The organism is Yoonia sediminilitoris, from assembly GCF_003058085.1.
In the GTDB taxonomy this organism is placed as follows: Bacteria; Pseudomonadota; Alphaproteobacteria; order Rhodobacterales; family Rhodobacteraceae; genus Yoonia; species Yoonia sediminilitoris.
Map to the genome: position 1 here is coordinate 954,673 of NZ_QBUD01000001.1, position 20,439 is coordinate 975,111.

The window sequence follows — 20,439 nt, forward strand, 5'->3', positions numbered from 1 at the left end:
GAAGGAACGCCCCATGACTGAACCGGTCACCAACGCCGATATCCAGCTGATCCAGAAAATTCTGCCGCATCGCTATCCTTTTCTACTGGTTGACAAGGTGCATAGCATCAATGGAACTCAGTCGGCTGTGGGCATCAAGAATGTGACCATGAACGAGCCCCATTTTCAGGGTCACTTCCCCGGCAATCCGATTATGCCCGGCGTCACCATCGTTGAGGCGATGGCCCAGACCACCGCCGTCATGGTCGGCGCGTCGCTTGGACTGACAGAGGGTAATTTGCTGGTTTATTTCATGGCCATTGATGGCTGCAAGTTCCGCCGCAAGGTTGTGCCTGGTGATGTGCTGGAAATGCATGTGGAAACCACGCGAGGCAAGCCCGATGGCAAGGTCTGGAAATTCAAAGGCACCGCATTGGTCGACGGAGAAATGGCCGCAGAGGCGGAATTCACCGCGATGATGGATCTGCAAGCCTGATGGCGGAGATTCACCCTTCTGCCGTGATTGCAGACGGCGCGGTTATTGGCGACGGCTGCCGGATCGGGCCATTTTGCGTGATTGGCCCGGATGTTGTGCTGGCTGCAGATGTGGTCCTGAAAAGTCACGTGGTGATTGACGGGGATACGCACATCGGGGCAGGGACAGAGATTTATCCTTTTGCTGTGATTGGTGAAATCCCGCAGGATCTGAAGTTTGACGGCGAAAAATCCCGTTTGCGGATCGGTGCCCGGAACCGGATTCGCGAACATGTCACCATGAACACCGGCACCGCCCACGGCGGCGGAGAGACCCGGGTTGGAGATGACGGGCTGTTTATGGCGGGTTGTCACATCGCACACGATGCCCGGATCGGCGACCGTGTGATCGTTGTGAATTCGTCCGCTGTGGCTGGCCACTGTGTGATCGAGGATGACGTGATCATTGGTGGTCTCTGCGGCATCCACCAATGGGTGCGGATCGGGCAGGGTGCAATTATTGGCGCTGTGACGATGGTGACAAAAGACGTCGTGCCGCACGGTCTGGTGCAGGCGCCACGCGGTGAGTTGGACGGTTTGAACCTTGTTGGCCTCAAGCGTAAGGGCGTCAGCCGCGAAGATATCACCGCCTTGCGTGCGGCGTTTCAGATGCTCAAAGATGGCGAAGGCACGTTTCAGGACCGCGCGCGCCGCCTGACCGAAGATAGCGATAGCGCCTATGTTCAGCAGATGGTTGATTTCATCCTGGGCGATACTGATCGCAACTTCCTCACGCCGGGCTGATGCTGGCCCTGATTGCAGGCACAGGCAACTTGCCACCGGCACTGGTCGCCCGGCTGCAAGTCCGTCCATTGATCTGCGCGATGCGAGGGTTTGATCCTGCGCTGCCCGTTGATATCAGCTTTCGGCTGGAGCATCTGGGCAGCTTTCTGGCCGACCTCAAATCTCGTGGCGTGACCCGGATATGCATGGCCGGTGCCGTGCGCCGCCCGCCAATTGACCCCTCAGAAATCGACGCGGCGACGGCACCCCTGGTGCCACGCATTCAGGCGGCACTGACCCAGGGCGATGATGGCGCCCTGCGGGTTGTCATCAAGATTTTTCAGGCGGCAGGTTTTGGCGTTGTCGCGGCCCACGAGGTCGCGCCTGATTTGCTGCCACGCACGGGCGTGCTGACCAAAACGGGGCCTGCATCCAAGCATAGTGCCGATGCCTATGCCGGTGAAGAATGTGTCGTGGCGATGGGCGCTGCCGACAGCGGGCAGGCCTGCGTCGTGCGGGATGGTGACGTCGTGCTGCGCGAGGATATCCACGGCACCGATGCCATGTTGCAAAAGCTATGCCTGCTCCATGATCGCAAATCAGTGTCAGATGATCCGCTTGCATGGGCGACCGGCGCAATCGCTGATCTTGTCAATGACTGGCTTGTCCGGCACCCCGACAGACCAGTGACTGCACAGGGCGGAATCCTGTTCAAAGGCCCCAAACCGGGACAGGACCGGCGTGCGGATTTGCCCCTGATCGGCCCGCAAACGGCAATGCGCGCGGCCGAGGCCGGGCTGGACGGTATCGTCATCGAGGCAGGCGGCGTCATGGTGCTGGATTTGGCGGCCCTTTGCAAAATTCTGAACGCGCAAGGCATGTTCCTTTGGGTGCGTCCAAGGGGCGGCATATGAGGATTTTTCTGATTGCAGGCGAAGCATCGGGTGACAAGCTGGGGGCTGCACTGATGGCGGGGCTGAAATCGCTTCACCCGGACGTGACGTTTGATGGGGTTGGTGGCCCGCTGATGCAGGCGGAGGGGCTGACCAGCCGCTTTCCCATGGATGAACTCAGCGTCATGGGACTGGCCGAGATTTTGCCGAAATACCGCGCGCTCAAAGCCCGTATTCGGCAAATGGCCGATGCGGTTGTGTCTACCCGCCCCGATATACTGATTACGATAGACAGCCCCGACTTTTGTCTGCGGGTTGCGCGTTTTGTCAAGGCGGCAAGCGATGTGCGCACTGTCCATTATGTGGCCCCGACAGTTTGGGCATGGCGCCCGGGACGCGCGGCCAAGATGGCAGCGCACATTGATCATGTGCTGGCGCTTTTCCCGTTCGAGCCGCCCCTTATGCAAGCTGCGGGCATGGATTGTGACTTTGTTGGTCATCCCGTGGTGGCTGAACCGGTTGCCTCTGACGCCGATGCCAAAGCACTGAAGCAGGAGGGCACGGTGGTCATGCTTTTGCCCGGCAGCCGGAAAAGCGAGGTGTCACGGTTGGCCGAACGGTTTGGCGCGGCAGCCCGGATGATCGCAGAGGCAATCCCCGACGCGCATTTCGTGGTGCCCACGACCAGTGGCGTTTATGATCTGGTCAAAAGCTCTGTCGGCGCGTGGAATGTGTCAGTAACGGTGCTTGAACCCGGTGCTGCGCAGCGCGCGGCCTATTTCAAACGCGCTGATGTGGCTTTGGCGGCATCCGGAACGGTTTCGCTGGAACTGGCGGCGAATGGCACGCCAATGGTCATTGCCTACGACATGGCATGGCTCAGCCGCTTGATCATATGGCGGATGTTGCTGGTGGATACGGTCACGCTGGTCAATCTGGTCAGCGAAAGCCGCACCGTGCCGGAATTCATCGGCAAAGCCTGCAAGCCGGAACCCATTGCCAAGGCGGTGATTGACGTGCTGGCGGACCCTGCGGCGCAGAAATCCGCGATGGCACTGACAATGCAGCGTTTGGGGCAGGGTGGCCTAGCGCCCGGCTTGCGCGCGGCGCAGGCGGTATTGGATCGTTACGGGCAGGCGGCCATCAATGATGATCAAGCCCAAAGCGAGTAGCATAAAGCCAAGATAGGCGCTGAACGAAAGCCGTTCACCCAGCAGGATTGCCCCAAGGATGATTGCAACAGGGGCCACAAGCAGCGTGCAAAGCATCAGGTTGCCACTGCCTGCCATTGCCAGCACCCGATAATAAAGCAGATAGGCAATCGCCGTCGCGACCACGGCGTAATAGCCAATCGCAGCCCATGTCTGCGGTTGCAAGTCCAGACTGATCGGCCCTTCGACGACCCACGCCAGCGGTACTGTGATCAGACTTGCCCCCGTCAGCATCCCGGCCGCTGCCACTTGCGGGCGCAATCCGACCAGCATCTTACGCGCCCAGACACTGGCCAACGCATAGCTGATCGTGCCCGCGACGACCGCCAGTTGCGCAAGCGAGCGTAGATCAAACTGCTTGAGCGCCGACAGCCCGATCGCCATGGCTACTCCGACAAACCCTACGCTGGCGCCTATCAGCCTGCGGCGCGTCAACCGTTCATCTGCAAAGCAAAGCGCGGCTAGGATCACCCCGAAAATCGCGGTTGCGGCATTCAGGATTGATGTCAGACCCGTTTCAATATGCAACTGCCCCCACGCTATCAGGCTGAAGGGAATGACGTTGTTCAACAACCCCATGACGAGGAATGCGGCCCATACCTTGGGTTCAGACGGCAGCGGCAAGCGGCGATAGAAAATATAGGCCCACAGAATCAGCATGGCCCAGCCGGTGCGATGGGCGACAGCGGTGAGCGGGCTGATTTCGTCCAGCGCGACCCGGATCGACAGAAAAGACGCCCCCCAGATTATCGAGAGCAGTAAAAGTTCGCCCCATGCGCGTGTCGACAAGGTTTTTTGTGCGGGTATCATGTGCGGACTTGATCCGCTTGCCTGCGATCATGCAACCCGGATCATGCGTGCAGCGCAAAAGAAAAACCCCGCCAGCAAGGGCGGGGTTCCGTGAGTGAGTGGTTGGGTCGTTCAGAAATCGTAGCCAATCTTGAAGCCGACGGCGACAGCGTTGTTGTCTTTGAATTCCACAAGCGGCACATCGCTTGGCGCGGCATTTGCATCACCCAGCATGATATAGCGCACACCGCCGGAAAGCGTGACGTTATCGTTGACCTGATACTGGCCACCAAGCCCGATGGACGAGCTGCCGTTGGTTGGTGAAAGTGGCGAAACAAGATCATCATCACCTTCGGTGTCCAGTGTGGCGCTGATCGAGGCCGAGAATTCATCAGTGAAACGACGGCCTACACCCAGACTGTAAGAGAACCCATCGTCGATGTCGGTGATCGACTCGCCAACGGGTGTCGGGATCACTTCTACCACGCTGTATTCCGCCCAGCGAACCGAACCGAACAGCAGTGTGTCTGTGGCAATACCTGTCTGGAAATCAAGGTTCACAGCCTGCGGGGTCTTCACTTCAAGCTCTTCCTGGAACACGCCGGCGGTGGTCGTATCAAACGTGTGCTCAATCTCAGAGAAGTAGGTCAGTGCCACGCGCAGTGCGATCTCTGGGCGTTCATAGGCGCCACCAATGACATAGCCAAATGCAGTGCTGTAGTCGAGTTCGACCGGGGTGCCGTTTGGCAGCACGATGTCAGCGTCTAGTCTTTGGCCGCGTAAACCGCCGTGCACGCTGAAGTTCTCGTCAAACTTGTAACGTAGCAGACCGGTAAGAGCGACCGAGTTCAGTTCTGCCGCAGTCGGGCTGATCAGGACAGAGCCATCATCAGGGTAATCAATGTTTGCGCCATAGGGTTCGTCAAAGATCAGGGCGAAAGAAAACTGGCTGTCGATGTCGCGCTTGTATCCAAGGCCCAACTGGTCATAGGCCTCTGCAACATTGCCGGTATCGCTTTCGCCAAATCCGATGTCGTTGCCGGTGACATCCGGTGAAACGTAGCCATAGCTCAGTTCGGCATAGTTTCCGTCTTCGAAAAGTACGCCGACCGATTGTCCGGACCGGTCCAGTCCAACCGCGTGGGCCATCGATGTTGTCAGCAGCAACGCTGCCCCGCCGGTCAAAACTTTGTTCATGTCCTAATCCCTGTCATGATATTGAAGTGTTCGCGAACTTAGTGAGGCGTTGCCAATTTCGTCAATTTTTACGCCGCGTCACTGTTTTGCGCCCAAGATAGCGTCACAAAAATGCAATATATCCCTTTGCAACGCAACCCATGCAAGCATTTGATCATCACCCAACACGTCTACCGCGTGTCACATTCAGGTAGTTGGCTGCAAAAATGATGGCCGCCCCGACAAAGACCCAGCGGTCAATTGGCTCTGCGTAAAGGATCATGCCGACGATGGCGATTACGGGTAGTCGGACGAAATCAATGGGCATCACAACAGCTGCCGGCGCAAGCCCCAATGCGGTTGTCAGACAGAAATGGGCAAGTAATCCTGCGAAACCGATCAGGATCACCCACGGCATTGTGTCAGCCGTCGGCAGCGCAATATCCCCGTCATACCCTGCAAAGATCAATCCGAATATCGCTTGCAGCACCGTCAGATACAGCATGATGCTTGTAATTGTCTCGGTCCGGGTCAGTCGCCGGGTAAAGATGGCTGTCAGGGCAAAACAGACAGCGGACGCCGCCGCTGCGATCACACCGTTGCTGAGTGCCGCAGGGTCCGGGCGTGCAACGATCAAAATCCCCGTGAATCCGAGCGCCGCACAGAACAGGCCAAATTTTGTCAGCCGCTCACCCAAAATAAGCGGGGCCAGCAGGATTGCCCAGATTGGGGTGGTGAATTCCAGCGCAAAGACCTGCGCCAAAGGGATCACTGTGATCGCATAGAACCACAGGTTCTGTCCGGTGAAATGAAACACGTTCCGGACAAAATGCACGCCCATGTTCGTCCGCCGGACCTGCCGCAAAGTGCCCGCCGCAGCCCCTACAATCAGAACGACCACAATACCCGTCAGGCTACGAAACAACATGATTTCAAAGGTGTCCAGCTCGAAGCTGACAGCGCGCCCTGCAATCGCCATTGATGTAAAGGCAACTATAGCACCAATCATCCAAAAGGCTGCGCGAATGGTATCGCTCATTCTGTTCGCCCATAGCAAGCTGCCAACGCTTGCGATTTGGGAATGGCGCTTGTGATCTTTTTCATCGCGGGGGTGCATCCTGCCCATTTCCGTGTTGTACGCAGTTGCCATTCACTTTGGCGTCAATGCAACCGCAAATGCATCGTCACCCTGTTGCTTTATCTCAGGTAATCAGGGCAAGGGGGGATGATAGCAATTGTATCAACAAGTAGGACGCACAATGGTGAGTTTGGCACAGGCCCTTTGTCTTCGCTGTCTTGTGAAATGGGGGGCAGGCGTCCTGCTGTTGCTTGGTCTGACAGGGCCATCTTTGGCTGATGACCTTGACAGGGTGCGCACGGCTGCTGTTGCCGCATTTGATCAGATGCCGGTGATCAGGCGGGTTTCACGCATCACCGACCATTGCGGCGCCGATGAAACGGTAGCCCCCGATGTGGCTTATTGCACGACACAGAACATGATTTTTGTGCAGCGCGATGCAGCCTCACGGCCCGAGACGGCTTATTTCGTGGCCCATGCTTTTGGTCATGCAGTGCAGGTTCGGCATGGTGTGGCAGATGTTGCCTTGGCACAGATCACGGCCCGTCGCAGCGAAGAAACGAAGCTGCGCACATGGGTCGAAAGCCAAGTGGATTGCATCGCGGGGTTTGTCCTGGGCAGAGCCGGGATGACCGGAACACAACTGACCGATTGGTTTGCCGCGCCGCCTTTGACGGGGCGCCATTGGGGGCGGGACCCACTGCGTGCAGGTCCCAAAGTGACTGTTGATCTGGAGACGCGCAATGTCTGGTTTCAAACCGGACTTGCCGGCGACCTGCGTGCCTGCGCACCGGGTGAATTCACGTCCGATTTGTTGATTGCCGCGCTCCGCCGATAGATCGGATCACTCCCACTCGATTGTTCCGGGTGGTTTGCTGGTGATGTCATAGGTGACCCTGTTGATTCCGGGCACTTCGTTGATGATCCGCGTTGCGGTCTCGCCCAGAAAATCATGGCTGAAGGGATAATAATCGGCCGTCATGCCATCAACGGATGTGACGGCGCGCAACGCGCAGGCAAAATCATAGGTCCGCCCGTCGCCCATCACGCCAACGGTGCGCACAGGCAAAATGGCCACGAAAGCCTGCCAGATATCATCGTACAGACCGTGACGGCGAATTTGGTCGATATAGACTGCATCGGCCTTGCGCAGAATTTCCAGCTTGTCACGGGTGATTTCGCCGGGGCAACGAATGGCAAGGCCGGGGCCAGGGAACGGGTGCCGCCCGATAAAGGACGCAGGCAAGCCCAGTTCGCGGCCCAGCTCGCGCACTTCGTCCTTGAAGAGTTCGCGCAAAGGCTCGACCAGCTTCAGTCCCATTTTTTCAGGCAATCCGCCCACGTTGTGATGACTTTTGATCGTGACGGATGGACCACCCGAAAAGCTGACGCTTTCGATGACATCAGGGTAGAGGGTCCCTTGGGCCAGAAATTCGGCCCCCGCGATCTGATTTGCATATTTCTGAAATACATCAATGAACAAACGGCCGATGATCTTGCGCTTGGTCTCGGGGTCGCTGACGCCATCAAGTTCCCCAAGGAACAATTCCTGTTCCTGCGCGTGAATGACCGACAGGTTCATGTTGTCGCGGAACATCGCAACGACTTCCTCGGCTTCGTTCAGGCGCAACAAACCGTGATCAACAAACACGCATGTCAGTTGATCGCCGATGGCTTCGTGCAGCAAGGCAGCGGCAACAGAGGAATCAACACCGCCCGACAATGCGCAGATCACCTTTTTGTCGCCAACCTGTTCACGGATCGCGGCAATCGCCTGCTCGCGGTAGGCGTCCATGGTCCAGTCACCTGAAAATCCGGCGGCGCGGACGAAGTTTTCGTAAAGTTTCCCGCCGTTCGGCGTGTGATGGACCTCTGGATGGAACTGGACTGCGTAGAACTTGCGGTTTGCATCAGCCGTGATGGCAAAGGGTGCGTTCGGCGATGTGCCATAGACCTTGAACCCGGGGGCGAGCTCAGCCACATGGTCGCCGTGGCTCATCCAGACCTGTTCCTTGCCGCCCATGAACCAGCCGTCAAGCAAGGGTAGCGCACCTTGTGGCGTGACAAAGGCGCGTCCGAACTCTGCGGTTCCGCCGCCGCCGGAAATCTTGCCTCCGTGGACCTCACCACCTAGATCCTGCATCATGACCTGCTGGCCGTAGCAGATGCCAAGGATCGGCACGCCCAGTTCATAGGCCGATTGCGGCGGACGTGGCGAGCCTTCGCGCGTGACGCTGTCGGGTCCACCTGAAAAGATGATTGCTTTGGGGGCAAATTCAGCAAGGAACGCGTCTGTCACGTTCTGATAGGGGTGAATTTCGCAATAGACATTCAGTTCGCGCAAGCGCCGCGCAATCAGCTGCGTCACTTGGCTGCCAAAATCAATGATCAGAAGGCGTTCGTGGGTGCTTTTTTCCATGTGCGTGTCCGTAAAGCGCGCCCGCGATTTGCGCAAGAGGCCGCAGTCAATTCGAATTTGTGACGGCTGATGTCGTTTTCGCGCCGGAAGGGACGCAAATCGGCAGGGCCATGCGCGGGCGCAGGTTATCAACAGACAGCAGTTGAAGGGCCAAGAACATGTCAGAGACACCAGTCAGAACCGGGCGCAGAACACGTGGTGGTGGAGGTGCCGCTCGCAGGGCCGAGCGCACGGCTGTCAGCGTTGAGACTGCAAAGTATATTGAGCGCAATGTTCCGAATTACGAGGTGCTGACCGAAGAAGCGCTGGACGTGATTGAGACTAACGCAGAAACGGTGCTGGCCGAAATTGGTGTGGACTTTCTGGACAACCCCGCAGCCCTTGACCGCTGGAAGGCAGCAGGTGCCGAGGTCACTGGCGAAAGGGTCCGAATCCCGCGCGGCCTGGCACGCAAACTTTGTGCCACGGCCCCTAGCCAATTCACCCAACATGCGCGCAACCCCGAGCGTAACGTGGAAATCGGCGGCAAGAATCTGGTCCTTGCCCCGATCTATGGCCCCCCGTTCGTGCGTGATAACGAAGGTGGGCGCCGCTATGCGACGATTGCCGATTTCGAAAAGTTCGTGAAACTGGGTTATATGTCTAAATGGCTGCACCATTCGGGCGGTACGGTCTGCGAGCCCACCGATATTGCGGTGAACAAGCGCCATCTCGATATGTTGCTGGCGCATATGATCTACAGCGATAAACCCTTTATGGGGTCAGTGACCGAACCCAGCCGCGCGCAGGATTCGGTCGAGATGTGTGAAATCCTGTTCGGCAAAGAGTTCGTGCAGGAAAATACGGTGATGACATCACTGATTAACATCAACTCGCCCTTGACCTTTGACAGTGTGATGATGGGTGCACTTGAAGTCTTTGCCAAGAATAATCAGGCGTCTATCATCAGCCCGTTTATCGTGGGTGGTGCCATGGCGCCTGTGTCGATCGTGGGGACGCTGACACAAACCCTGGCCGAAGTGATGGCGGGCGTTGCTTATTCGCAGCTTATCCGTCCGGGCGCGCCAGTGATCTTTGGCACGTTTGTGGCTTCGATTGATATGAACTCGGGCGCACCGACCTTTGGCACGCCGGAAGCGGCACATATCACCTATGGTGCAGGCCAGTTGGCGCGCAGGCTGGGCTTGCCTTATCGCTCGGCCGGGTCGTTCTGCGGCTCGAAATTACCTGATGCGCAGGCCGCTTATGAGACTGCCAACAGTCTGCAAACCGGGCTGCTGGCTGGCGTTAACTTCATGCTGCATGCTTGCGGCTGGCTTGAGGGCGGGATGGTTGCATCGTTCGAAAAGTTCGTTCTGGATGCCGATCAGCTTGGTGTGTTGCATCACTTTGCGCGTGGCATTGATATCAGCGAGAACGGGCAAGCGATGGGTGCTATCGCAGAGGTCGGTCCCGGAGGGCACTATCTGGGCTGTGCCCATACGCAGGCGAATTTCAAGGATGCCTTCTGGCGCACGAATGTTTTCGACTACAAGCCGTTCGAGACGTGGGACGAAGAAGGTGCGCGCGATTCGCAGGCTTTGGCGGCGGTGCGCGTCAAGCGGTTGCTGGATACTTACCAACAACCCGCATTGGACCCAGAGATCGAAGCCCGCCTGCACGAATATGTCGCGACGAAAAAAGCCAGTATGCCCGACGCATTCATATAGCGTGCAGTCCCACAGCTTTCATCAGACGCGCTTCGCCTGAAATGGCGATCAGGACGGCCACGTGCCTGGCCGGACTGTAGCTCCCCGATTTTTCGCGGCGCACTTTGTTCAACTCACTCTCGATTTCAAGCAAGAGAATCAACGCCTGCGGGTGTTTGGGAAGGTTTTCCAGGTTCAAAATCCGGCGCAGATGTGTCTGCCGCCGATAGTCATCCACCCCAAAGCGGGCTGCCCTTGCAAGCAGGGTGGGACGTCTAAGTTGTGCGATGCGTGTATGAATATCCAACATGAGACAGCGATTCCTTGTGTTTTTATCGTTCTTTCACAAGGTCATTGTGGCACGGCCGTGTCGGGTGTTGCCTGAACACCGACAGTTAAGAACGGTGCGCAAGGAATTGTTTATCTTTTTTAAACGAAGATGGAACTATGAGAGATGCGTTAACACTTGAGTAACCATACACGCTTAGGTTGCATAAGTGCTGTGCTTTGCACGATCGCGGACAGACTCTGTGCGCAAAGGACTTTCGGTAGAGGAACGATTGAGATGGCTGTTGAACCTAGACTTGAGCGGTCCAATCGAATTCCGAAATGGGTGCCAGTTGCTGCCCGTCATTATCTGGCACACACGGAGATCGGACTTTCTATCAGGGCTGTTGCGCGTGCTGAAGATTGTCATCCCTCAACCATTTTACGTCAAGTACGTCGTTTTGAAGTGCGGCGTGACGACCCATTGATAGATGCGGCTCTTACATCTCTTTCAGGCAAAGTTTCGGCAAAAGATGTTACTAAACTAGGGGAAGTTGAAGGCATGAATGTGGAGCGTTGGAAAGCGGAGCCGAATCAAACCGTTGGTTTGACTCAGGCTCGCATTGATCAGGATGCAAAACGTGTCCTGCGCCGGTTATGCGAACAGGGTGCTGTGCTGGCTGTGGCGAGTGAAATGGAATCATCGGTTGTTGTTCGTGAAGGCCGCGATGGACAACAGGTGCGCACAGCAGTTGTCGAAACAGAGATCGCACAGGCCATGGCCCTAAAGGACTGGATTTCCTGCCCAAATCCAGGGAAGCGACTTTCAAAATACTTTATCACCAGCACCGGGCGCGCTGCCTTGCGCCGCCTGACAGCTGAAGACGAAAACCGCGCGGGCGGATTTTCGGAAAAGCGTGCGAATTTCAACGGTGATGCAAATTGGCATATTGCCGAACCCACCGCCATGCAGCGTCAGGCGACACGTTATCAGATCACCGAAAGCCCCTTGACCGGGTTGGCGCGACGCAAGGACCGCGACGGTCAGCCATTTCTCAAGCGTGAACTGGTTGCCGTGGGTGAGCGTCTGCGCGAGGATTTCGAACTTGCGCAAGTTGGCCTGCCTGAAATCGACAACTGGGAAGCGCTGATGTCGGAAGATTTGAGTGGATCAAGTGACAGTCCGCCCAATGCGATGGCTGCGCGCAAAAGGGTCAAGGACGCACTCACCGATCTTGGCCCCGGCTTGGGCGATGTGGCTTTGCGTTGCTGCTGCCTTCTTGAAGGGTTGGAGCAAACCGAAAAAAACATGGGCTGGTCCGCCCGGTCGGGCAAGATCGTGTTGCGCATTGCCTTGCAGCGCCTCGCCCGCCATTTTGAAGAAACGCAAGGCAAATTCGGTCCGATGATCGGGTGATGGCAAATATCTGGGCGATGACAGGTTATGCACTTGCCACAGGCCCGTTATGCATCCGGCCATCGCTGTTGGACATTTGGCGCTGGCGGGGGTATCCGAAGAGGGCATAACTTCGGAGCTCCAGATGGCCACGCGCGACTTGAAAATTCCGGCCCAGCGTCACCCTGAAAAGCAACGACGGGCTGATTCTGCGCAACCCAAGAAACCCGATTGGATCAGGGTCAAAGCCCCGACATCAGAGGGCTACAAGCAGACCCGTGACATTATGCGCGAGCATAAGCTTGTCACGGTCTGTGAAGAAGCGGGCTGCCCCAACGTCGGCGAATGCTGGTCGCAGGGCCATGCCACCATGATGATCATGGGCGAAGTCTGCACCCGTGCCTGCACCTTCTGCAACATCGCGACAGGCAAGCCGCCCGAAGCCCTGGATGTTTTCGAGCCGGGTCGCGTTGCGGATGCCGTGAAAAAACTGGGCCTGAATCACGTCGTTATCACGTCCGTGGATCGTGACGATGTAGAAGACGGCGGGGCAGAGCATTTCGCCCAGACCATCCGCGCCGTGCGCAGGCAATCCCCGGGCACCACGATTGAAATACTGACGCCGGATTTTATTCGCTGCGATGACAGTGTGTTAAAGATCGTCGTCGATGCAAGGCCTGACGTGTTCAACCACAACCTTGAAACAGTTCCGGGCCTTTATCCCGAAGTGCGCCCCGGTGCCCGCTACTTTCACTCCTTGCGCCTGTTGCAACGGGTCAAGGAACTGGATCCTGCGATGTTCACCAAATCCGGCATCATGGTCGGGCTTGGCGAGGACCGGCAGGCCGTGACGCAGGTGATGGAGGATATGCGCGCCGCCGACATCGATTTTCTGACTATCGGCCAATACCTGCAACCGACCCCAAAACACCACAAGGTTGATCGCTTTGTCACGCCCGAAGAGTTCGCCGCGTATGAAAAGGCCGCTTATGGCAAAGGTTTCCTGATGGTCTCGGCCAGTCCTTTGACCCGGTCCTCCTATCATGCCGGCGATGATTTCGCCCGCCTGCGGGCGGCACGGATGAAAAAGCTGGGCGTCAGTTAGCGACGGCGGGCAGCGCCTTGAGGTAGGTCGCGATGGCGCGGCGGTCGCCAGCGTCCAGTTGGCTGGTATTGCGGATTACGGCGGCCATTTCGCCGCCTGCGCTGTCGTATTCAGGCGTGAAGCCGCTTTCCAGATAATCGGCGATTTCACCCACCGACCAGGCCAGCCCGCCGGATGTGATGTTGGGAATGCGCCCTTCACCAGCAGGATTGGGCGCACCAGCCATCCAGCGGGCCGTGTCCAGACCACCCAGTGCTGTCCGCGATGTGTGACATTCGGCGCAATGGCCCAAGGCTTCGACCAGATAGCGCCCGCGTTCGATTTCAGGTGTTTGGGCATCCTTCAGCACCCATGTATCCCTGAAATACAGCGCCTTCCATGCCCCCAGCCCCTGTCTGATGTTGAACGGAAGACCAACCGCGTGTGGTTGGCTGGGCGTAGGTGACGCGGGCAGGGTCCGCATATAGGCGATCAGATCCACGACATCCTGCAATTCTGCCTTTGCGTAGCTGGCGTAGGGAAAGACAGGGTAGTAATGGCGACCGTCTGGCGAGGAGCCGGTGATGATGGCGCTTGCGATCTCAAGGTCGCTCCATCCGCCAATTCCGTAGGTCACGTCGGCCGAGATATTGGGCGCAACAAATGTCCCGAAGTCCGATGCAAACTTGCGCCCGCCAGCCAGTAGCTGCGGATCACCATCAGGGGCGGCGTGGCACGACGCGCAGCCCGCAATGGCAAAGCTGATTTCCCCGCGCGTGGCATCGCCAACGTACCCGTCCAACGCATCGGAAGACAGCGGGGCCGGTCTTGTGAAAAACCACCCCGCCGCCAAGACAAGCAACGCCAGAAGAAGGAGCCTGCGCAGGGCCTTCATTGCGTCAGTTGCGCGGTGTGCGGTAAGTTTCGTGGCAATCCCCGCAGGATTTGCCCACAGGACCAAATGCCGCCTTTAGCGCGTCAATCCCGTCACCTGCGACATCTGCCAGTGCCGTGGTTGATGTGACCAGCGCCTGATTTGCCTCAATCAAACCATCAAGGTCGGTCCAGATTTCAGCCTTTGCGCGGTTGCCTCCCACGCTGCTGTCGGTGCCTTCGATCCAGTATCCTGTGTGGTCAAGGCCCGCAACAGCGGCCAGATTTGCAGCGGCTTGTGCCGCGCGGGCGCTGTCATAGGGTGCTTTGTCCTGCGCCATCGCAGCGATCGGGCCGAAATTAAACAGCATCAACTGCATATGTGACTGACGGGCCTCGATCGCGCTGGATTGTTCGCGACTGAGATGCCCATCAGCGAATGCTGCACTGGTGAATGTGATTGCCGTTGCCAATAATGCGATTGGTTTGATTGCACGCTTCATTCTATGACCCTCTTTTGTTTGAATTCACCAAGCGTAAACCGGACCGGGCCAAACTGTCAGCATCAATTCTGCGTGCGCCCCATCACAATTGCGTTTGACGCTCTAGACATCCGTAAAGCGCACCTTGCCGATAAAGGGCAGGTTCCGGTTGCGTTGGGCGAAGTCGATGCCATAGCCCACAACAAATTCATCCGGAATTTCAAAGCCTATCCAATCGGCCTTGAAGTCAACCTCACGGCGCGCGGGCTTGTCGAGCAGGGCAATCGTGCGCAAACGGGCAGGCAGGCGGGACAGCAGGAACTGGCTGACGTGACTGAGTGTGTGTCCTGTATCAACAATATCTTCGACAACCAGCACATCGCGTCCTTCAATCTGACCGCGCAAGTCCTTGAGAATACGCACTTCGCGGCTGCTTTCCATGCCATCGCCGTAGCTGGAAGCTTCCAGAAAATCCACTTCGACGGGCAGGTCCAGTTCACGAACCAGATCGGCGATGAACACAAACGACCCGCGCAAAAGCCCGACGACGACCAGTTTGTTGGTGCCCGCGAACTCTTCCTGGATATCGCGCGCAAGCGCCTCGATCCGGGCGGCGATGGACTTTGCGCTGATCATTTCGTCAATGACATAGGGGCGTTGCGACATATGGGCTACTCGTTTTTCGTGGGTTGATTTTTCTGCCTGAGTTTACGACATCCATGGGTGAAGTCACCCGTGAAAGCCGCTTATGACCAGTCATTCCGAAACGAAGTTCCTTCCCTACACTGCACAACAAATGTATGATCTGGTGGCTGATGTGGCCAAATACCCCAAATTCCTGCCATGGACCGCAGCCGCGCGCGTGCGCAGCGTGACCGAGGAGGGCGACAAGAGCGTGATGCTGGCGGATCTGGTTATTTCCTTCAAGGTCTTTCGTGAAAAATTCCTCAGCCGCGTGACCCTGCGCCCTGACAGCATGCGCATTGATACCGAATATCTTGATGGCCCGTTTCGTCATTTGGAAAGCCAATGGAATTTCAAGGATGTAGAGGGCGGGTGCGAAGTGTCTTTTGAGGTGGATTTCGAGTTCAAGAACCGCCTTTTGCAGGGTGCCGCAGGTATGTTTTTTAATGAAGCGATGCAGCGGGTTGTCCGGTCATTCGAGCGCCGTGCGCAGGAGTTGCACGGATGAGCGCCGAGGACGCGCTGATCGGCCTGACGCAGGCAAAGGTCGATGACGCGCCGGTGGCCCTGATGCGCCTGTGCCTGATGGATTGGGCGGTTTGTCTGATCGCGGGCCGTGATGAACCGATTGCCGCCATTCTGGCAAGCGGTGCCTCGGACCCCGCCAGCGTCGCCCTGACCAATGGTGCCATCGGCCATGCACTGGATTACGACGATACCCATTTTGACCATATCGGCCACACGTCTGCGGTTATTTGCCCTGCGGTACTGGCGCTCGCCGACGGCGCAGACATGGCCGCGATTTTGCAGGCGATCGTGATCGGGTCAGAGGCGGCCGTGCGTACTGGTCTCTGGCTGGGTCGCGATCACTATCAGCTTGGTTTTCATCAGACGGCCACCGCAGGGGCTTTCGGGGCCTGTATTGCAGGCGCGCGCCTGCTTGGGCTGACGCCTGGACAGACGCGCCACGCGATTGGGTTGACGGCCACGGCGGCATCCGGCCTCAAGGGGCAGTTCGGCACAATGGGCAAACCGCTGAATGCGGGTCTTGCGGCCCGCGCGGGAGTCGAAGCTGTCTTGTGGGCCAAGGCGGGTATGACATCTGCCGCAATGGGCCTATCGGCAGCGCAGGGGTTCGGGCCAACCCATGCGGGCACAGCTGACGAGAGCGCGTGGGACATGGCAGAGCCGTGGAAGATCATGCGGATCAGCCACAAGTTCCATGCCTGTTGCCATGGTCTCCATGCGATGCTTGAGGCGCTGATTGGTTTGCCTGACAGCGTGCAATCGCTCAAGGTGATGACCCATCCCCGTTGGCTGTCTGTCTGCAACATCCAGTCCCCGACGACCGGACTTGAATGCAAATTCTCTTATCCGATGACAGCGGCGATGGCTTTGGCGGGTGTCGATACGGCGCGCATTGCAAACTTCAGTGATGAAAACGCGGCTGACCCGCGCCTGTGCGCGCTGGCTGGCAAAGTAACGGTCGAGGCTGATGAGAAACTGAGCGAAATGCAGGCCCGCGTCGTGGCCATTCTGGAAGACGGGTCAGAGGCGGTCCTCTTTCACGACCTGAGCTTGCCCATGTCACTGGATGATCGGGCGGCGCGCCTGACGCAAAAGGCCCGCGCTGTTGTCGGGCGGGCCTTGGCAGATGATTTGTGGGATGCAGCCCATGCGGATGACCCGCACAGGCTGAAAAATCTGATCAGCTATTGAACTCGTACGCACGCTCACCATGCACAGCAAGGTCAAGGCCGGTCGTTTCGGTCTCGGCATCGACGCGCAATGGCATGACAAGGCGGCAGACAAGGATCAGAGCGACCGTGACCACAGTGGTAAAGGCGCCCACAATCACCAATGAACCCAGTTGCGCGGCCCATGAACCGGCGCCAAACACCGCAATCATCAGCGTCCCAAAGATACCACCGACGCCGTGAACGGCAAAGACATCCAGCGTATCGTCGATCTTGACCCGGTTACGGATCATACTCACGGCTTCCTGACACAGAATGCCTGCGACCGATCCGATGACCAGCGCCTCGACCGGGCCGACAAAGCCCGATGCTGGCGTGATAGAGGCAAGGCCCGCAATCGTGCCTGTGACCAGACCGACCAGCGATGATTTACCGAATTTGATACGCTCCCACAGGGCCCACGACAGGGATGCCGCCGCTGCCGAAATATGGGTCACGGTCAGGGCCATCGCTGCACCACCGTCGGCTGCCAGTTGCGACCCGCCATTAAAGCCGAACCAGCCCACCCACAGCATTGCCGCGCCGATCATGACCATGCCTGGGTTATGGGGTGGTTTGGACGGATCCCTGCGTGACCCCAGAAAGATCGCAAGGATCAGCGCTGCCAGACCTGCGGTTTCATGCACAACAATGCCGCCTGCAAAATCCTTGACGCCGCTGTCGCCAAAGATACCGCCATCAGCCAGAATACCGCCGCCCCAGACCCAATGGACCACAGGCGCATAGCACAGCAGCATCCAGAGCGATGAAAACAGCAGCACAAAGCCAAAACCGATCCGCTCCACATAGGCGCCGACGATCAGGGCGGGGGTGATGATGGCGAATGTCATCTGAAAGGCAAAGAACAGAACTTCTGGCAGTGTGCCTGACAGGCTGTCGGCTGTGACGCCGGACAGAAACATCTTGTCCAAGCCGCCCCACAGGCCCGACGTGCCCGGTCCGAATGCGATTGAATAGCCGAAAGCAAACCACAGAATGCTCATCAAACAGGCGATGGCGTAGCAATGCATGAATACGCTCAGCACGTTGCGGGCACGCACGAGGCCCCCGTAGAACAGTGCCAGCCCCGGCAATGTCATGAATAATACAAGCGCCGTGGCCACAATGATCCACGCGGTGTCGGCTCCGTTCATAGTCCCCTCCTACAGGTCTTTGATCTGGTTGACGGGGTTAGGGCGGATTCGTTGCGCTTATTAAAGTTGCGTTTGGCCTCATTTCTGCCTGCAATTGCAGCAATCCGTTAAGCGCGCATAAAGCGCGCCAAATATGGCGTAAATGCTTAATTTTGAGGCGGAAATGAATCGACAGCCTTGTGCAGCAGGGCGAGCGCATGATCGCAGGCGGCCTTGCGGACGTGCGGGCGGCCCAGCGCGCCAAACGCGATTGTTTCGGTGCTGACCCTGTCGGCAGTGGCGATGCCGAAACAAACCAGGCCCTCGGGCTTGTGATCAGACCCGCCTGGCCCTGCGATCCCCGTGATGGCCACCGCGATATCTGCATCCGACCGGCGCAGGGCGCCTTGCGCCATCTCGTGCGCTGTCGGCTCTGATACGGCGCCGTGGGTTTCTAGCGTGGCGGGACTGACCCCCAGCATCTGGATTTTGGCGGCGTTGGAATAGGTGACAAAGCCGCGATCAAACGCGGCAGAGCTGCCCGGTATATCGGTGATCGCCGCAGCCACCATACCGCCGGTGCAGCTTTCGGCGGTGGCGATCATCACGCGGTTGGCGCGGGCGGCGTGCAATAGGGCCATGGCAGTCACATCAGCACCAGATGAAACAGTGCCGCCAGACCGACAACACCGATGGCCGCAAAAATGCCTGCAATCACATCATCCAGCATCACCCCCATGGGCCCATGCATCCGGTCGGCCCATCCAACGGGACCGGGTTTGCTGATGTCGAACAGACGGAAAAGAACGAATGCGGCGATCCAGCCGGGCCAAAGGTCGGTGATAGCCACGTCATTTCGCGCCGCGCCAAAGGCGATTGGCAGCAAGGCAATCCATTGGCCCGCCACCTCGTCAATGACAATTTCCGACGGATCATGATCGTCCTGGCCGCGCGTTTCCTCGGCAGTCGCCCAAAGGCCCAGCGCAAATGATGTCAGCACCCCAATGACCAGCCCCCATGGGCCGGTCAGCATATAGATTGCCCAAGCGGCGGGCAGGGCGGCCAGTGACCCCCATGTGCCCGGGGCAGGGCGCATGTGGCCTGCGTAAAAGAATGTCGCGATGAGATGGGTCATGGTTTCACCAATGTTACTGTGGCCAGACTGGCAATGCCTTCTTCGCGGCCGGTAAAGCCCAACCGCTCTGACGTGGTGGCCTTGACGCTGATCCGTGATGGATCAAGCCCCATAATCGCCGCCATCGCCGCGCGCATTGCCGGTTGATGTGGGCCAATCTTGGGATATTCGCACACCAGCGTGCAATCCGCATTGCTGATCCGGTAGCCATGTTGCCTGGCCTGAGCGACCGCATGTTCCAGAAAAATATGGCTTGCGGCCCCTTTCCATTGCGGGTCGGAAGGGGGGAAATGCTGCCCGATGTCGCCCATGCCGAGCGCGCCATAGATCGCATCGGTGACTGCGTGCATCCCCACGTCGGCGTCGGAATGGCCTTGCAGGCCGCGCGCGTGCGGGATCTGCACGCCACACAGCCAGACATGATCGCCCGGGCCAAACCGGTGGACGTCATATCCGTTGCCGCACCTTATATCCATTTGTGATCCCATCAGTTTTTCGGCGCGCGCAAAGTCGTCAGCCGTGGTGATTTTGATATTGTTCGGATCACCGGACACAATCGCAACATCAAGCCCGGCAGCGCGTGCCACGGCAACATCGTCGGTCGCCTCTGCCGCGCTGGTGCTGTGGGCTGCCAACAGTGGCCCAAGGTGAAACCCTTGCGGCGTTTGTGCCCGAAAGAGCCCGTCGCGATCTTGAAGTCCGGTGACGATGCCGCTTTGACCGTGCCAAAGCGTGTCGGTCACATCAACGGCCGGAGCAGCACCTTGATGCGTCTCCAGAGCATCCAGAACCCGGGTGATGACATCGTGCGTGACCAATGGGCGCGCGGCATCATGGATCAGTACAAGGTCGCAATCAGCAGGCGCTGCGGCGATACCCGACATGACGGAAGCCTTGCGCGTGGCACCGCCGGGCACGATCCGGTTGGGCGTTGCATCGGGGGCAATACCGGCAGCCAGATCGTCGGGATGCATGACAAGGATCACATTATCAATACGCGGGTGGGTCAGAAACACATCCAGCGCGTATGATGCCACCTGCCGGCCCCGCAGTTGCTGCCATTGCTTGGGTGTATCGCCGCCAGCACGGGTCCCACGGCCTGCGGCGACAATGATGGCGGTTGTTTTCATTTCTCTTCTATCCGGCTTGCTGCGACTGG

Annotated in this window: 22 protein-coding genes; 10 read left to right on the top strand and 12 right to left on the bottom strand. The window is 58.1% G+C overall.

The features are described from left to right. Nucleotides 1–13 precede the first annotated feature (13 nt). Genes fabZ through lpxB form a run of 4 tightly spaced genes read left to right on the top strand, consistent with a single transcriptional unit; the run spans nucleotide 14 to nucleotide 3,301 of the window. Nucleotides 14–475 carry a 3-hydroxyacyl-ACP dehydratase FabZ gene (gene fabZ / locus C8N45_RS04720; RefSeq protein WP_108385169.1) on the top strand — a complete coding sequence of 154 codons (462 nt, stop codon included), beginning with the start codon at nucleotides 14–16 and terminating at the stop codon, nucleotides 473–475. Next, nucleotides 475–1,257: an acyl-ACP--UDP-N-acetylglucosamine O-acyltransferase gene (gene lpxA / locus C8N45_RS04725; protein ID WP_108384997.1), complete on the top strand. Its 783-nt coding sequence runs from the start codon at nucleotides 475–477 to the stop codon at nucleotides 1,255–1,257. Before fabZ ends, lpxA begins: the two co-directional genes overlap by 1 nt. Continuing rightward, nucleotides 1,257–2,150, top strand: coding sequence for an LpxI family protein (locus C8N45_RS04730; protein ID WP_108384998.1), 894 nt, complete (start codon nucleotides 1,257–1,259; stop codon nucleotides 2,148–2,150). Before lpxA ends, C8N45_RS04730 begins: the two co-directional genes overlap by 1 nt. Beyond that, on the top strand, nucleotides 2,147–3,301 hold the full coding sequence (gene lpxB, locus C8N45_RS04735; RefSeq protein WP_108384999.1) for a lipid-A-disaccharide synthase: 1,155 nt from the start codon (nucleotides 2,147–2,149) through the stop codon (nucleotides 3,299–3,301). The genes C8N45_RS04730 and lpxB overlap by 4 nt, the downstream gene beginning before the upstream one ends. Here the strand turns inward: lpxB and C8N45_RS04740 are convergent. The 3 genes from C8N45_RS04740 to C8N45_RS04750 form a co-directional block, all read right to left on the bottom strand. Beyond that, nucleotides 3,215–4,147 (bottom strand): DMT family transporter, encoded by a 933-nt coding sequence (locus tag C8N45_RS04740; protein WP_108385170.1) that lies wholly within the window; start codon nucleotides 4,145–4,147, stop codon nucleotides 3,215–3,217. The genes lpxB and C8N45_RS04740 overlap by 87 nt on opposite strands. A 114-nt stretch (nucleotides 4,148–4,261) precedes the next feature. Continuing rightward, nucleotides 4,262–5,326 carry an OmpP1/FadL family transporter gene (locus C8N45_RS04745; protein ID WP_108385000.1) on the bottom strand — a complete coding sequence of 355 codons (1,065 nt, stop codon included), beginning with the start codon at nucleotides 5,324–5,326 and terminating at the stop codon, nucleotides 4,262–4,264. 157 nt (nucleotides 5,327–5,483) lie between these two features. Continuing rightward, entirely contained in the window at nucleotides 5,484–6,344 is an 861-nt protein-coding gene (locus C8N45_RS04750; protein WP_108385171.1) for a DMT family transporter, read from the bottom strand. Between the two features lie 220 nt (nucleotides 6,345–6,564). On the opposite strand from C8N45_RS04750, the gene C8N45_RS04755 reads away from it, so the two are divergent. Further along, complete coding sequence (locus C8N45_RS04755; protein WP_108385001.1) at nucleotides 6,565–7,221, top strand: neutral zinc metallopeptidase; 657 nt, start codon at nucleotides 6,565–6,567, stop codon at nucleotides 7,219–7,221. Nucleotides 7,222–7,227: 6 nt separating this feature from the next. Here C8N45_RS04755 and guaA read toward each other — a convergent pair whose 3' ends face one another. Then, nucleotides 7,228–8,802, bottom strand: coding sequence for a glutamine-hydrolyzing GMP synthase (gene guaA / locus C8N45_RS04760; protein WP_108385002.1), 1,575 nt, complete (start codon nucleotides 8,800–8,802; stop codon nucleotides 7,228–7,230). A 158-nt stretch (nucleotides 8,803–8,960) separates the two neighbouring features. On the opposite strand from guaA, the gene C8N45_RS04765 reads away from it, so the two are divergent. Then, the gene (locus C8N45_RS04765) at nucleotides 8,961–10,511 is read left to right on the top strand and encodes a trimethylamine methyltransferase family protein (protein WP_108385003.1); all 1,551 of its coding nucleotides are present in this window, start codon (nucleotides 8,961–8,963) and stop codon (nucleotides 10,509–10,511) included. Here C8N45_RS04765 and C8N45_RS04770 read toward each other — a convergent pair. Next, the gene (locus tag C8N45_RS04770) at nucleotides 10,504–10,800 is read right to left on the bottom strand and encodes a DUF6477 family protein (protein ID WP_108385004.1); all 297 of its coding nucleotides are present in this window, start codon (nucleotides 10,798–10,800) and stop codon (nucleotides 10,504–10,506) included. The two genes, C8N45_RS04765 and C8N45_RS04770, sit on opposite strands and share 8 nt — an antisense overlap. Before the next feature lie 255 nt (nucleotides 10,801–11,055). Between C8N45_RS04770 and C8N45_RS04775 the strand changes: the two genes are divergently transcribed. Continuing rightward, complete coding sequence (locus tag C8N45_RS04775) at nucleotides 11,056–12,174, top strand: DUF6456 domain-containing protein (RefSeq protein ID WP_108385005.1); 1,119 nt, start codon at nucleotides 11,056–11,058, stop codon at nucleotides 12,172–12,174. A 124-nt stretch (nucleotides 12,175–12,298) separates the two neighbouring features. Further along, nucleotides 12,299–13,258, top strand: coding sequence for a lipoyl synthase (gene lipA, locus C8N45_RS04780; protein WP_108385172.1), 960 nt, complete (start codon nucleotides 12,299–12,301; stop codon nucleotides 13,256–13,258). Here the strand turns inward: lipA and C8N45_RS04785 are convergent. The 3 genes from C8N45_RS04785 to hpt form a co-directional block, all read right to left on the bottom strand. Further along, nucleotides 13,251–14,132 carry a c-type cytochrome gene (locus C8N45_RS04785; protein ID WP_108385006.1) on the bottom strand — a complete coding sequence of 294 codons (882 nt, stop codon included), beginning with the start codon at nucleotides 14,130–14,132 and terminating at the stop codon, nucleotides 13,251–13,253. The two genes, lipA and C8N45_RS04785, sit on opposite strands and share 8 nt — an antisense overlap. A 4-nt stretch (nucleotides 14,133–14,136) precedes the next feature. Continuing rightward, complete coding sequence (locus C8N45_RS04790) at nucleotides 14,137–14,613, bottom strand: c-type cytochrome (RefSeq protein WP_108385007.1); 477 nt, start codon at nucleotides 14,611–14,613, stop codon at nucleotides 14,137–14,139. A 102-nt stretch (nucleotides 14,614–14,715) separates the two neighbouring features. Beyond that, nucleotides 14,716–15,258, bottom strand: a complete 543-nt coding sequence (gene hpt / locus C8N45_RS04795) for a hypoxanthine phosphoribosyltransferase (protein WP_108385008.1) — start codon at nucleotides 15,256–15,258, stop codon at nucleotides 14,716–14,718. A gap of 82 nt (nucleotides 15,259–15,340) precedes the next feature. Between hpt and C8N45_RS04800 the strand changes: the two genes are divergently transcribed. Then, nucleotides 15,341–15,784: a type II toxin-antitoxin system RatA family toxin gene (locus C8N45_RS04800; RefSeq protein WP_108385009.1), complete on the top strand. Its 444-nt coding sequence runs from the start codon at nucleotides 15,341–15,343 to the stop codon at nucleotides 15,782–15,784. Further along, a complete protein-coding gene (locus tag C8N45_RS04805) occupies nucleotides 15,781–16,995 on the top strand; it encodes an MmgE/PrpD family protein (protein WP_108385010.1) in 1,215 nt (404 codons plus the stop codon). Before C8N45_RS04800 ends, C8N45_RS04805 begins: the two co-directional genes overlap by 4 nt. Here the strand turns inward: C8N45_RS04805 and C8N45_RS04810 are convergent. The 4 genes from C8N45_RS04810 to C8N45_RS04825 all read right to left on the bottom strand — a co-directional run bounded on the left by C8N45_RS04810 (nucleotide 16,985) and on the right by C8N45_RS04825 (nucleotide 20,410). Further along, nucleotides 16,985–18,166 (bottom strand): ammonium transporter, encoded by a 1,182-nt coding sequence (locus tag C8N45_RS04810; RefSeq protein WP_108385011.1) that lies wholly within the window; start codon nucleotides 18,164–18,166, stop codon nucleotides 16,985–16,987. The genes C8N45_RS04805 and C8N45_RS04810 overlap by 11 nt on opposite strands. Before the next feature lie 146 nt (nucleotides 18,167–18,312). Further along, a complete protein-coding gene (locus C8N45_RS04815; RefSeq protein ID WP_108385012.1) occupies nucleotides 18,313–18,786 on the bottom strand; it encodes a CinA family protein in 474 nt (157 codons plus the stop codon). Nucleotides 18,787–18,791: 5 nt separating this feature from the next. Then, nucleotides 18,792–19,280, bottom strand: a complete 489-nt coding sequence (locus C8N45_RS04820) for a phosphatidylglycerophosphatase A family protein (RefSeq protein ID WP_108385013.1) — start codon at nucleotides 19,278–19,280, stop codon at nucleotides 18,792–18,794. Continuing rightward, nucleotides 19,277–20,410 (bottom strand): bifunctional 2-C-methyl-D-erythritol 4-phosphate cytidylyltransferase/2-C-methyl-D-erythritol 2,4-cyclodiphosphate synthase, encoded by a 1,134-nt coding sequence (locus C8N45_RS04825; protein WP_108385014.1) that lies wholly within the window; start codon nucleotides 20,408–20,410, stop codon nucleotides 19,277–19,279. Before C8N45_RS04825 ends, C8N45_RS04820 begins: the two co-directional genes overlap by 4 nt. Between the last annotated feature and the right edge of the window lie 29 nt (nucleotides 20,411–20,439).